The sequence below is a fragment of the Modestobacter roseus genome (assembly GCF_007994135.1).
GTDB lineage: Bacteria > Actinomycetota > Actinomycetes > Mycobacteriales > Geodermatophilaceae > Modestobacter > Modestobacter roseus.
Window position 1 is genome coordinate 4,017,364 of the sequence record NZ_VLKF01000001.1, and the last position, 12,991, is coordinate 4,030,354.

Sequence of the window (12,991 nt, forward strand, 5' to 3'; positions counted from 1 at the left end):
TCAGGCCGGGGTGGCAACCCGGTCGTCGGTGACCGCCGGCTCGGGGTGGCCGAGGTCGGTCAGCCAGCCGCGCAGCACCCGGTGCAGCTGCTCGGCGCCGACGATCTCGCCCGGGTCGGCGAAGGACCGGGGGTGCAGCAGGAAGCCGTGCTGCTGCGGCCCGCCCAACCCGCCGTGCGAGCCCACGTGCGGTTCGAACGGGGACGCCTCGTCGGTCTCCGGGTCGTACCGGCTGTTGATCACCACGTCGGGGCAGTGCGCGAAGCCCGACACCCGGGCGACCAGCGCCGCGGCGTGCTCGCCGTAGGGGGCCAGCGGATCGGCGCCGACGACCACGCCGCTGTCGAGCCGGTGCAGCCCGTCCCGGCCGAGCACGACCGGCCCGAACTCGGTGGAGTGCACCAGCAGGAAGCCGACGCCGGGGTGGTCGACGAGGGCCGGCAGCAGGTGCGGCCACCGCCGCTCGATGGTCTCCAGCGGCACCCGGCCGGCCAGGTCGGCGAACGACACGTGCGCCATGTGGCCGGAGACGCTGACGACGACGCCGGGCGCCACGCGGCGGACCGCGCCGTGCTCGCCGGCCGGGCTGGCGCCGGGCTCCCCGGGGGCGGCCCGCCCGACCCGGTCCCGCAGCCGGCGGGCGACGACCCCGCTGCCCTCGGCGAGCGCGGAGGTCACCTGCCAGGCCTCCGCGGGCCGGCGGCTGTCCTCGACCGGCGCGGGCGTGCGCAGCCCCAGCAGCCGGCGCCGCGGGGCGGGCGGCACGGGGCCGCCGCACAGCCGCCCGACCAGCTGCTCCACCGTCTCCCCGAACCGGTCGGCGAAGGCCTGCCCCTGGGTCTGCCCGTGGTCGGAGAGGCAGACGAGGTGGTAGCGGCGCGGCGCGAGCTGGGCGGCCCGCCACAGCCGGCCGATCTGCTGGTCGATGCTGCGCAGCACCTCCAGGCTGTCGAACCGCTCGATGCCGGAGTGGTGGGCCACCTCGTCGTAGCCGAGGAAGTCCGCGTAGACGACCGGGCGGCCGGCGAGCATGTCCTCCAGCAGCGCGTTGACCACGACGTCCCGGGCGATGACCGTCGTGCCGGGCCGGGCGAGGGGGTAGAGGCCCCCGCGGCTGACCCGGGGCCGCACGTCCGCGCGGCGCTGCCGGGCCGCGGCCGACAGCTCCCGGTAGACGTCGACCAGCGACACCGCCAGGGTGCGCAGCGCGTTCGCCGGGTTGGCGAAGTAGGCGTGGTAGCCGGCGCCGATGCGGTCCCGCGCCCGCCGATCGCGGCGGGAACCGCTGGGCACGACGAGGGCCAGCGAGCTCATCGTCAGCGAGACGTGCGGGGCGTCGCCGGTGAACAGGTTGCCCCGGCCGGCGCCGTCCCCGGCGAGCAGCCCGCGGCCGTCGGAGTGCCGGCGCTCGACGTCGGCGGCGTCCTCCGGGTGGGAGACGGCGACGACGTGGTCGCGGTCCTTCTCGTACCAGCGGAAGCCCAGGATGTCGTCGTTGGAGCCCTGCAGGATGCCGCAGACGCTGGCCCCGGTCTGCGAGCTCCAGTCGGTGTGCCAGGAGCGCAGCACGTGGCTGTCGGCGCGCAGCCAGGCGGCGAGGGTGGGCATCGACCCGTCCCGGACGGCGCGGCGGGCGACGTCGTGGCCGAGGCCGTCGATCTGCAGGAACAGCACGCCCGGTGGGCAGTCGCCCAGGTCGGCGACGCCGCGCCGGCGCCGGGCGCGGCGGAAGAACACCTCGTCCTCGTTGACCGCCAGCGCGCTGCTGACCGCCCCGGCGACGCCGGCCATCGCGACGGCGACCACGACGCTGGTGCGGAAGGAGTGCACCTCCACGCCGGGCAGCGCGTGGAAGACCGCCAGCACCCCGGCGCCCAGCAGCAGGAAGCTGCTCACGCCGAAGGTGAGGAAGGCGACCGGCAGCGCGATCCGGACGACCAGCGGCCACACGACGGCCACCAGCACGCCCAGCAGCAGCGCGGCGACCGGCGGCTGCCACCAGTCCCGCATGTCGAAGCCGGTCAGCCACTCGTCGAGCAGCACCAGCGCGCCGGTGACCGCCGCCCACACCAGCAGCAGCCGCGCCAGGGTGCGGCCGCCGCGCAGCACCCGGCCGGACGGCGTCGCCTGGCTCACGGCCGCTCGCAGACGGCCGGCGCCGCGGCGTCCGGCCCGGCTTTCGGCGCCGAACCCCGCCCGGCTTCCGGCGCGGAAAGCTGGTCGGGAGGGGCGGTGGCGGCGCGGGAGCGGTGCTGGGAGACGAGGTTGAGCACCAGGCCGACGGCGAGCACCAGCAGCGTGGCGATGAGCGTGGCGACGAGCGGGGAGTCGAAGATTCCCCCGCTGACCACCCCGAGCAGCGCGTAGGCCGAGGCCCAGGCGGTGGCGGCGAGGAAGGAGGCGGGCAGCAGCCGGCGCCACGGGTAGGCCAGCGCCCCGGCGGCCAGCAGCACCGGGATGCGCCCCGCCGGCAGCAGCCGGCCGACGACGACGATCTGCCAGCCGTGCCGGCGGAACTGCTCGCGCACCTCTGCGATCCGCTCCGCGTGCTGCCCGCGGGCCACCCAGCGCACCGCGGCGGGCCCGCCGAACCGGCAGATGGCGAACGTGACGACGTCGCCGAGCCAGGCGCCGAGCACGGCCAGCGCCAGCACCACCGGCAGCGAGAGGTGGTCGGTGGTGAGCGCGACCGCGGCGCCCGCGCCGACGACGGCGCCGGTGGGCACCACCGGCACGATCGAGCCGAGCAGGACGCCGCCGAAGACCACCGGGTAGCCGATCGAGCCGGCGTCGGTCCAGCCGGCGGCGAGCACGTCGGCGGTCACGGCGGTGTCCCCGCGGGCAGCAGCACGGGCGACCCGGGCTCGGTCACCGCCACGGCGGTGGCCGAGCCGGCCGCGGCGACCGCGGCGGCGAACCGCATCGGCGGCTCGGTGAGCAGTGCGCGCATCCGGGCCCGCCACGGGCTGGGCAGCCGGGTGAGGCCGGCGACGGCGAGCGTGCCCCAGTGCACCGGGACGGCGACCCGCGGGCGCAGCAGCCGCACCGCTTCCGCGGCGCGCGGCGGGTCCAGGTGGCCGGGCCCGAGCGTGGGGCCCCAGCCCCAGACCGGCAGGGCGGCGACGTCGATGCCCTCGGCGCCGAGGTCGGTCATGCCCGGGAACAGGTCGGTGTCGCCGGCGGCGTAGACCGTCGTCCCGGCGCCCTGCAGCAGGTGGCCGACGGCGGGGGCGTGCGGGCCGGAGGTGAGCCGCGGGCCCCAGCGGTGCCCGGCGTGCCGGGCCTCGGTGGCGGTGACGGTCAGCCCGCCGTCGGTGAGGCTCTGCCCGGGGGCGAGCTCCTCGACGGCGGTGAACCGGTGGGCGCGCAGCCACGACCCGGCGCCGCGGGGCACCACCACCGGGGTCGACCGGCCCAGCCGGCGCAGCGAGGGCAGGTGCAGGTGGTCGTTGTGCAGGTGGGAGACGACGACCAGGTCGACGCCGGCCCAGCTCTCCGGCGGCAGCGGCGGGGCGACCCGGCGCAGCGGTCCGAGGCCGGCGGTCAGCAGCGGGTCGGTGAGCACGGTCCGCCCGGCCAGCTCCACCCGCACGGTGGAGTGGCCCAGGTAATGCAGGGACAGCGCGGTCACCGGGCCAGTATCGGCGTGACGGGGCGGGGTGGGCATCACACTTCCGCGCGTGGACGAGGACCGCGCAGTTCCGGTGCCACCACGGCCGAGGCGGGGTGACGCAGCAGCGCCGCGAGCTCCGGCAGGGTGAGGCCGCTGGGCAGCACGGGACCGGTCACCGCCATCCGGCAGTGCTCGCGGATGGCCTGGTAGAGCGCCGGGCTGCTCACGCCGCCGGCCACGGTGTAGACGTCGAAGGCGGCCGCGCTGGACTCGATCGCGGTGAGCACCTTCATCGTCCGCTCGTCGTCGCCCGGGGCGGCCAGCCCGCGCACGTCCACCCAGACCGTGTCCAGCGGCACCCGGGCCAGCTGCGACCAGAGGGTGGAGCCCATGCCGAACTCGGTCAGGCACAGGTGGACCCCGGCGGCGCGCACCACGTGCAGGGCGGGGACCAGACCGGCCGAGGAGGTCTGCAGCACCTCCTCGTCGAAGGCCAGGACCAGCTGCCGCGGGGCCATGCCGGCCCCGGCGAGCGCCGCGGTGACCTCACCGGCCAGGGTGTCGGCCTCCACCTGGCCGGCCGGCAGGTCGAACCCGACCTGCAGCTCGCCCTCCAGGCCCGCCACCTCCGCGCACGCCTGGCGCAGCAGCCACTGCTGCAGGTCGCCGTTGCGGCCCTGCCGTTCGGCGGCGGCCCACAGCTCTGCCGCGGGCAGCGTGCCCAGCCCCGGGTGCACCCAGACCGGCGACGCGTGGACGCCGGTGAGGCCCCCGGTGTCGCTGGTGGCGACGACGTCGTAGCGCAGCTGGACCTCACCGGCGGCCAGCGCGGCGGCGACGTCGCGGCCGGCCGCGGCCTGGGCGACCCGGTCGGTGTCGTGCACGCGCCAGCAGCCCTTGCCGGCCTGCTTGGCGGCGCGCAGTGCGCCGTCGGCCTCGCGGAAGGCGAGCTGGCCGCCGCCGGGGAGCACCCGGGACAGCCCGACGCTGGCGCCGACGACGAAGGTCTGCTCCCCGATCCGGTAGGGGTGGCCGAGGACCTCGACGATCCGCTGCGCGGCCTCGGCCGCGGCGGCCTCCGCGCCGGTGACCAGGACGGCGAACTCGTCCCCGCCGAGCCGGGCGACCAGGTCGTCGGCGCGCACCAGGCCGTCCAGCCGCCGGGCGACCTCGATCAGCAGCTGGTCGCCGGCCTCGTGGCCGGCGGCGTCGTTGACCGCCTTGAACCCGTCGAGGTCGAGCACCAGCAGGCAGCGGTCCCCGGTGGTGGTCGGCCGGGCCATCTCCTGGAAGAGCAGGGCGCGGTTGGGCAGCCGGGTCAGGTGGTCGGTGAAGGCCATCCGCTCGAGCTCGCGCTCCCGGCGCCGGCGGGTGGTCACGTCGCGCAGGTGCAGCACCCGCCGTCCGCTGCGGGGCCGTTCGTGGTGGGTGACCTCCAGGTCGCGGGGTTCGCCGGCGGCCGACGGCACCCGCAGGTGCAGCGCCGGGGTGACCTCGCCGGCCGCGGTGGTGAGCTCGCGGGCCACGCGGGCCCGGTCCTCCTCGTGCAGCAGGTCCAGCAGCAGCGGGTGCGGGACGCCGTCGGGGACGCCGAGCAGCGTGCGGGCCGCCGGGGAGGTGAACTCCAGGCGCAGGTCGGCGCCGACGATCGCGACGCCGTCGGAGCTGGCCTCCACCAGCCCGCGGAAGTCCTCCTCGCTGCGCAGCAGGTCCTGGGCCATCCGACCGCTCTCCCGGATGCGCAGCCCGGTCCGCACCAGCAGCAGCAGGATGAGACCGGCGGTGCAGGTGACCTCGCCGGTGCCGATCGGCAGATCCAGGAAGACGGCGAGCAGCAGGGTCACCGGTACCCCCACCAGGGCGAGGACGTCGATCGCCACGCCTGCGGCGTTCACCCGGGGCACCGGCTCGCCGCTCGCGGTGGCACCGGTCGGAGCCAGGGCCACCGCGCGCAGGCCGGTGGCCAGGGCCAGCAGCACGGCGACGTCGGAGACGGCGACCAGCACGTCGAGGGGGGCGAGGAAGTGTGCGGCGACCAGCGACGAGGCCAGCCCGAGCAGCGCGGTCATCTGGATGATCGCGGTCGCCGACCGGTGCACGGCCTCGGAGGAGACCGTGCACAGCGCCCCCACCGCACCGAGGACGACGGCGGGGTAGAGGCCGTAGACCAGCACCACCGGCTGCAGCTGCGGCGCGAGGGCGCCGGGGGCGAGCGCGGGGGAGAGCACCAGCACGTCGGCGACGATCACCAGGGCGACGGTGACCATCAGCCCGTCGATCACCAGCATCGGCCACCGCGTGCCGCGCACCCGGCCGCCGATCAGCGCGGCGCTGACCAGCGGGCCGAGCGCGGCCAGCAGCATGAACGCGTCGGCCAGCCGCAGCCCCTCCGGCGAGCCGCCGTTGCCGGCCGCCGCCAGCACGCTGGCGGCCGAGTAGAGCAGGGCGCTGGCCCCGAGCACCCGCCAGGGCAGCCGGTCCCGGCGGTGCATCGTCCGGGTGAGGCGGGCGCAGTGCCAGGCCGCCCAGCTGCCGAAGAGGGCGAGGACCACGTCGTCCCACTGGGGCAGGGCACCAGCGGGGCTGAAGGGCAGGGCGACGGCCAGGCCGGCGAGGGTGAGCAGCACGGGCAGCCGGAGTCGTGGCCCGCGGGGCCCGGTCACCGCCCGAGCCCGGGGTCGTCACCGGCCGGGACCGGGGCGCCCAGCGGCGGCACCGTCTCGTCGCCGGGCAGCGCACCGGTGAGCGCGGCCGCCGGCAGTGGCCGGGCGAGCAGGTAGCCCTGGATGAAGCGGTGCCCCATGTCGCGCAGCAGCTGCAGCTCGGCCGGGGTCTCCACGCCCTCGACCACCACGGCCAGGCCCAGGCTGGTGCCCAGGTGCAGCACCGACGCGCACAGCGCGCGGCGCTGCTGGTCGTGCTCGACGTCGGCGAGGAACTGCCGGTCCATCTTCAGCACGTCGATCGGCAGGCCGACCAGGTAGGCCAGCGACGACCAGCCGGTGCCGAAGTCGTCGACCGCGATGCGCACGCCCAGGCGGCGCAGCAGCTCCAGGTCGGCGACCACGTGGCCGTCGTCGAGGAGCACGGACTCGGTGATCTCCAGGACCAGCCGCGAGGCGGCCAGCCCGCTCTCCTCCAGCGCCGCCAGCACGTCGTCCACCAGCTCGCCGGTGCGCAGGTGCCGGGCGGAGACGTTGACGGCGACCGCGAGGTCCTCGTGCGGCAGCCCGGCGACCGTGGCGGTGGCCTGGTGCAGCACCCAGCGGCCGAGGTCGGTGATCAGCGCCGACTCCTCGGCCAGCGGCACGAACTCGGCGGGGGAGACCTCGCCGTAGACCGGGTGCCGCCAGCGCAGCAGCGCCTCCACCGAGGTCGTCCGGTGCAGCGCCAGGTCGACCACCGGCTGGTACACCAGGTGCAGCTGGCCGGCGCCGAGCGCCTGCGCCAGGTCGGCGCGGAGCGCCTCCTCGCGGTCCTGGTTCATCCGCAGCGCGTCGGAGTGCCGGCGGACCCGGCCGGGGCCGGCCGCGCGGGCACTGCGCAGCGCCAGGTCGGCCCGGCGGAGGGTCTCCCCGGCGTCGGCGTCAGCGGGCAGCCAGGTCACCCCGGCGGCGGCGGTCAGCCGCACGGTGCTGCCGCCGGTGAGCACCGGCTCGACGGCGTCCACCAGCCGTCCGGCCACCGTCTCGGCGTCGGAGATGGTGCCCTGCACGAGCACGGCGAACTCGTCGGCGTCGGCCCGGGCCAGCCAGTCGGCGCCCCGCAGGGCGCGGCTGAAGCGCGTGGTCAGCTCCCGCAGCACGTTCTGGTCGCCGCCCGGGGGCAGCCCGTCGACGCCGATGACCACCAGCGCGGCGGCCCCCGTCGCGGGGTCCCGGAGTGCCGCGGTCAGCCGCTGGGTGAGCGCCGAGCGGTTGGGCAGGCCGGTGGCCGGGTCGGTGGTGCTGAAGGCGGTGAGGTCGGCGTCGGCCGGGCGCGGGGCGGTGGCGCTGACGTCGCGGCAGTACAGCACCAGCGCGCCGACGTCGGGGTCGCCGCGCAGGTCGCGGACCTGGGCCCGGATCAGGCGCCAGCGGCCGTCCAGGTGCTGGATCCGCGCGGTGCGCGTCTTGGTGCCCGCGTCGTCGGGCTGCGCCGAGCCGAGCGCGGTGATCAGCGCGGGGGCGTCGTCGGGGTGGACGGCGTCGGCGATCGGGAGGCCCACGATGCGCTGCGGGTCCAGCCCGAGCAGGTCGGTGATGGCGGGGGAGACCCACCGCACCCGCAGCTCGTCGTCCAGGATGACGACCGGGTCCGCGCTGCCCCGCACCAGCGTTCGGAAGTACGCCTCGGAGCGGGTCAGCTCGGCGGTCAGCCGCTGCTGCGCCCGCCAGGACACCGCCTGGTGGATCATCAGCGTGCTGAGGCCGACGAGCCCCAGCACGCTGCCGGTGATGGTCAGCGTGCCGGTCACCGGGACGCTGGCCAGCAGCAGGGCGCCGCCGACCATGGCGGTGGCGTGCGGCAGCAGCGCGCCCAGCGCCGAGCTGCTGTGCGGGGCGTCGCGGTGGTCGGTCACGAACCGGTCGGCGCGGCCGGCGGTGGTCAGCAGGCAGAGCCCGAGCACGCTGAGCGAGCAGGCCAGGTACACCAGCGGACCGGGGCCCGCCGCGACCGAGGAGAAGCCGGCAGCCACCGAGGCGCAGCACTGCGCGGCGAAGACCAGCAGGCCCACCTGCCGTCCGGTGGCCGGGCTGGCCGCCACGAGCAGCAGCGAGCAACCGGTCCCGATGGCGATGGTGAACAGCAGCGCGAACATGCTGATCGTCGACGTCGGCGACAGCAGCCCGGTGCCGGCGATGGTCAGCCGGTAGATGGTGTGCACGGTCAGCAGGTCGGCGATCACGAAGAGCACCAGGGAGGTCAGCAGCTGCGCGCGGCTGGCCCGCAGCCCGCGCAGGTCGATCAGGCGGACGACCGCGGCGACGACCAGCAGCTGCCCGGGGATGCTGCCCAGCGCCGACTGCCCCCAGGGCATGACCGCGCCGGCCAGGGCCGAGCCGGCACCGCCGAGCCCCACCGACCCCGCGTACCAGCGCCAGGCCGTGGGGTGGGCGCTGGCGGCGGCGCTGCGGGCGAGCAGCACGGTGACCCCGGCGATGACCGCGAAGTTGACGGCCACGGGAGCCAGGAACCCCACCAGCGGCCCGGCCACCCCCGTGGCGAGGGTGACGGCGAAGGCCAGCAGCAGCGCGCGGCCGAGCCGTGGCGCGGCCGGTGCGCGCCGGGTCGGGGCGGCCGCGACACGGGCCGGTGCGGCGAGCGCTCCTGAGGTCACCCCCCGGTGTTCGGGACGGCGGGGGTGCTGCTCCAGCCCTGGCGCCGGCCGTTCACCCGTCGGGGGGAGTGGTACGAACGGGGGGTGCAGCCCGCGGACCCACCGGACGGCGGCCGGGTGGTGCGCCCCGGGCCGCTGCGCTGGCTGCAGTACGCCTTCGGTGGCCGGCTGCCCGCCCGCCACCGCCCCTGGGTGCTGCACGACACCACCACCCGGACCTGGGCGTGGCGGCACGTGGCGCGCTCACTGGTGCAGCTCGCCGTCCCGGTGGCCCTGGTGCTCCTGCTGGTGCCCGGCCCGTTCTGGATCCGCGGCATGGCCGCCCTGGGCGGGGTGGCGATGGGGCTGATCTTCTCCGTTGCCTACATGACCGAGACCACCGAGCACCGGCTGGTGCGCGCCGGCTACCCCGCCGGTACCGCGGCGGCCGCGCACGACCGGGCGGCGCAGGAGCGGCTGGCGGCGGAGTCGGTGCGCAAGCGCGAGGCCGCCGCCCGCCGCGCGGCCCGGTATCGCGGCGAGAGCTGACCCGTCGCGCTGTCGTCGTCCCGGTGCGGGTCGACCCGGCTGGGCGGACGTCGAGCCGGGTCATGGCGTGGGTCAGGGTCCGGTAGGGCGGGTCGACCCGGCTGTGCGCGCGGTGACCGCGCGGTGATGTCGACCCGACGCGCCAGAGGGGGAGGCGGACGCGCGCGGCACGCAATCAAGTGGCAAGCTCGCGCTCGTGAAGACGTGGCTCGATGCGTGGCCGGTGTTCCGGCAGCTGACCGGTCCTGATCCGCTGGGGCGTGGCAAGGCCGCGCGCAGCAAGGCGACCGAAGAGGTGGTCAGCCGCACGGCGACCGCGGACAAGGTGGTGCAGACGGTCTGCCCGTTCTGCGCGGTGGGCTGCGGCCAGCGGGTGTTCGTCAAGGACGAGCAGATCGTGCAGATCGAGGGCGACCCCGACTCGCCGATCAGCCGCGGCCGGCTGTGCCCCAAGGGCAGCGCGACCAAGCAGCTGGTCACCAGCCCGAGCCGGGTCACCACGGTCAAGTACCGCCGTCCGCACGGGACGGAGTGGGAGGACCTGGACCTCGACACGGCGATGGAGATGATCGCCGACCGCGTCCTCGATGCCCGCCGCAAGGGCTGGCAGGACGAGGTCGACGGGCACAAGGTCAACCGCACGCTGGGCATCGCGAGCCTCGGCGGGGCCACGCTGGACAACGAAGAGAACTACCTGATGAAGAAGCTGTACAGCGCCATGGGCGCGGTGCAGATCGAGAACCAGGCCCGCATATAGCACTCCGCGACGGTCCCCGGTCTGGGGACCTCGTTCGGTCGTGGCGGCGCCACGAACTTCCAGCAGGACCTGGTGAACTCCGATTGCATCGTGATCGAGGGTTCGAACATGGCCGAGTGCCACCCGGTCGGCTTCCAGTGGGTCATGGAGGCCAAGGCGCGGGGCGCGAAGGTCATCCACATCGACCCGCGGTTCACCCGCACCAGCGCGCTGGCCGACCTGCACGTGCCGCTGCGCGCGGGCACCGACATCGCGTTCCTCGGCGGGCTGATCAAGTACGTCCTGGACAACGACCTGGACTTCCGCGAGTACGTCGTCGCCTACACCAACGCGGCGGCGATCCTGCGTGAGGACTTCCAGGACACGGAGGACCTCGACGGCCTCTTCTCCGGCTTCGACCCGGAGACCGGGCAGTACGACGAGACGACCTGGCAGTACGAGGGCGTGAACGTGCCCGCCTCGGCCGGCCAGCGCTCGCCGAGCCAGCCCGGTGGGTCCGCCTTCCGCGAGGACGGTGACGGCGCCCGGAACGACGATGCCGCGCAGGACGGCAGCGACGACGAGACCGAGGGCGTCAAGGAGTCCGACCAGCAGCAGGGCGCCCAGGGCTCGGCCGACATCCACGGCAAGCCGAAGCGGGACGAGACGCTGCAGCACCCGCGCTGCGTCTTCCAGGTGCTCAAGCGGCACTACGCCCGGTACACCCCGGAGATGGTGTCGGACATCTGCGGCATCGAGCCGGAGGTGTTCCTCAAGGTCGCCGAGTGGGTCACCGCGAACAGCAACCGCGACCGGACGACGGCGTGGGTGTACTCGGTGGGCTGGACGCACCACACCGTGGGCGTGCAGTACATCCGCACCGCCGGGATCCTGCAGGCGCTGCTGGGCAACATGGGCCGTCCGGGCGGCGGGATCCTGGCGCTGCGCGGGCACGCGAGCATCCAGGGGTCGACCGACATCCCGACGCTGTTCAACATCCTGCCCGGCTACATCCCGATGCCCCACGCCCAGCAGCACACCGACCTGGACAGCTTCTGCTCCTCGAGTGACGACCGGATCGGCTTCTGGGGCAACATGCGCTCGTACACCACCAGCATGCTCAAGGCCTGGTGGGGCGACGCGGCGACCGCGGAGAACGACTTCGCGTTCAACTACCTGCCCAAGATCACCGGCGACCACGGCACGTACACCACGGTCGCCGACATGATCGAGGGCAAGGTGCCCGGCTACTTCCTGGTCGGTGAGAACCCGGCGGTGGGCAGCGCCAACGGGCGCATGCAGCGCTTCGGGCTGGCCAACCTGGAGTGGCTGGTCGTCCGCGACCTGCAGATGATCGAGTCCGCGACGTTCTGGAAGACCGCCCCAGAGATCGAGACCGGTGAGCTGGTCACCGAGGACATCGCCACCGAGGTCTTCTTCATGCCCGCGGCCACGCACGTGGAGAAGGAGGGCACCTTCACCCAGACGCAGCGGCTGCTGCAGTGGCGGCACAAGGCCGTCGAGCCGCCGGCCGACTGCCGCAGCGACCTGTGGTTCTACTTCCACCTGGGCCGCCGCCTCCGGGAGAAGCTGGCCGACTCCACCGACCCGCGGGACCGTCCGCTGCTGGACCTCGTGTGGGACTACCCGACGCACGGCGCGGACGACGAGCCCAGCGCCGACGCCGTCCTGCGGGAGATCAACGGCCGGGGCCCGGACGGCGAGATGCTGTCGACCTACCTGGACATGAAGGACGACGGGTCGACCACCGGTGGCTGCTGGATCTACACCGGCGTCTACGCCGACGGGGTGAACCAGGCCGCCCGCCGCAAGCCCGGGCGGGAGCAGGACTGGGTCGCCGCCGAGTGGGGCTGGGCCTGGCCGTCGAACCGCCGGGTGCTCTACAACCGTGCCTCGGCCGACCCGGACGGCAAGCCGTGGAGCGAGCGCAAGGCATTCGTCTGGTGGGACGAGGAGGCCGGCACGTGGACCGGTCACGACGTCCCCGACTTCGAGGCGACCAAGCGCCCGGACTACGTGCCGCCGGAGGGTGCGGTGGCGCAGGCCGGCATCGGCGGTGCCGACCCGTTCGTCATGCAGGCCGACGGCAAGGCGTGGCTGTACGTGCCGGCCGGGCTGGCCGATGGTCCGATGCCGGCGCACTACGAGCCGGCCGAGTCGCCGGTGGAGAACGCGCTGTACGGGCAGCAGGCCAACCCGGGCCGGGAGGAGATCCACGCTGCGTACAACCGGGGCAACCCGCCGCGCAGCGAGGTCTACCCGTTCGCGATGATCACCTACCGGCTCACCGAGCACCACACCGCCGGTGGGATGAGCCGCACGCTGCCCTACCTGTCCGAGCTCCAGCCGGAGTTCTTCGTCGAGGTCAGCCCCCGGCTGGCCGAGCTGCGCGGGCTGGAGAACGGCGGCTGGGCGACCCTGATCAGCGCCCGGACGGCGATCGAGGCCAGGGTGCTGGTCACCGAGCGGATGCGGCCGATGAAGGTCAAGGGCGGCCAGGTCGTCGAGACCATCGGCATCCCCTACCACTGGGGTGAGCAGGGCCTGTCCACCGGCGACTCGGGCAACGACCTGTTCGGCGTGGTGATGGACCCGAACGTGCACATCCAGGAGTCGAAGGTCGCCACCTGCGACATCCAGCCCGGGCGGCGTCCGCGCGGCAAGGCGCTGGTGCAGTACGTGGAGGACCACCGGATCCGGGCGGGCGTGCAGTCGGGGCTGGTCCCCAGCGGTGGCCGGGTCCCGACCGAGGAGGGGACGAGCTGATGCGGCG

7 protein-coding genes and 1 pseudogene are annotated in these 12,991 nt (G+C 75.1%); 3 read left to right on the forward strand and 5 right to left on the reverse strand.

Annotation, left to right across the window (positions count from 1 at the left end; genetic code table 11):
- The 5 genes from JD78_RS19225 to JD78_RS19245 are packed head-to-tail and all read right to left on the reverse strand — an operon-like array spanning position 1 to position 8,933.
- Entirely contained in the window at positions 1 to 2,136 is a 2,136-nt protein-coding gene (locus JD78_RS19225; RefSeq protein ID WP_153359273.1) for a phage holin family protein, read from the reverse strand.
- Positions 2,133 to 2,825, reverse strand: a complete 693-nt coding sequence (locus JD78_RS19230; protein ID WP_153359275.1) for a DedA family protein — start codon at positions 2,823 to 2,825, stop codon at positions 2,133 to 2,135. Before JD78_RS19230 ends, JD78_RS19225 begins: the two co-directional genes overlap by 4 nt.
- Positions 2,822 to 3,631, reverse strand: coding sequence for an MBL fold metallo-hydrolase (locus JD78_RS19235; protein WP_166521316.1), 810 nt, complete (start codon positions 3,629 to 3,631; stop codon positions 2,822 to 2,824). The genes JD78_RS19230 and JD78_RS19235 overlap by 4 nt, the downstream gene beginning before the upstream one ends.
- Positions 3,632 to 3,666: 35 nt before the next feature.
- Complete coding sequence (locus tag JD78_RS19240) at positions 3,667 to 6,276, reverse strand: diguanylate cyclase domain-containing protein (protein ID WP_166521317.1); 2,610 nt, start codon at positions 6,274 to 6,276, stop codon at positions 3,667 to 3,669.
- Positions 6,273 to 8,933, reverse strand: a complete 2,661-nt coding sequence (locus JD78_RS19245; RefSeq protein WP_153359279.1) for a putative bifunctional diguanylate cyclase/phosphodiesterase — start codon at positions 8,931 to 8,933, stop codon at positions 6,273 to 6,275. The genes JD78_RS19240 and JD78_RS19245 overlap by 4 nt, the downstream gene beginning before the upstream one ends.
- An 84-nt stretch (positions 8,934 to 9,017) precedes the next feature.
- On the opposite strand from JD78_RS19245, the gene JD78_RS19250 reads away from it, so the two are divergent.
- The 3 genes and pseudogenes from JD78_RS19250 to fdh form a co-directional block, all read left to right on the forward strand.
- Positions 9,018 to 9,461, forward strand: coding sequence for a DUF5313 family protein (locus tag JD78_RS19250; protein ID WP_153359332.1), 444 nt, complete (start codon positions 9,018 to 9,020; stop codon positions 9,459 to 9,461).
- Between the two features lie 196 nt (positions 9,462 to 9,657).
- Complete coding sequence (locus JD78_RS22975) at positions 9,658 to 10,218, forward strand: dehydrogenase (RefSeq protein ID WP_153359281.1); 561 nt, start codon at positions 9,658 to 9,660, stop codon at positions 10,216 to 10,218.
- A 12-nt stretch (positions 10,219 to 10,230) separates the two neighbouring features.
- A pseudogene (gene fdh, locus JD78_RS19260) lies at positions 10,231 to 12,984 on the forward strand (formate dehydrogenase); the annotation flags it as partial.
- Between the last annotated feature and the right edge of the window lie 7 nt (positions 12,985 to 12,991).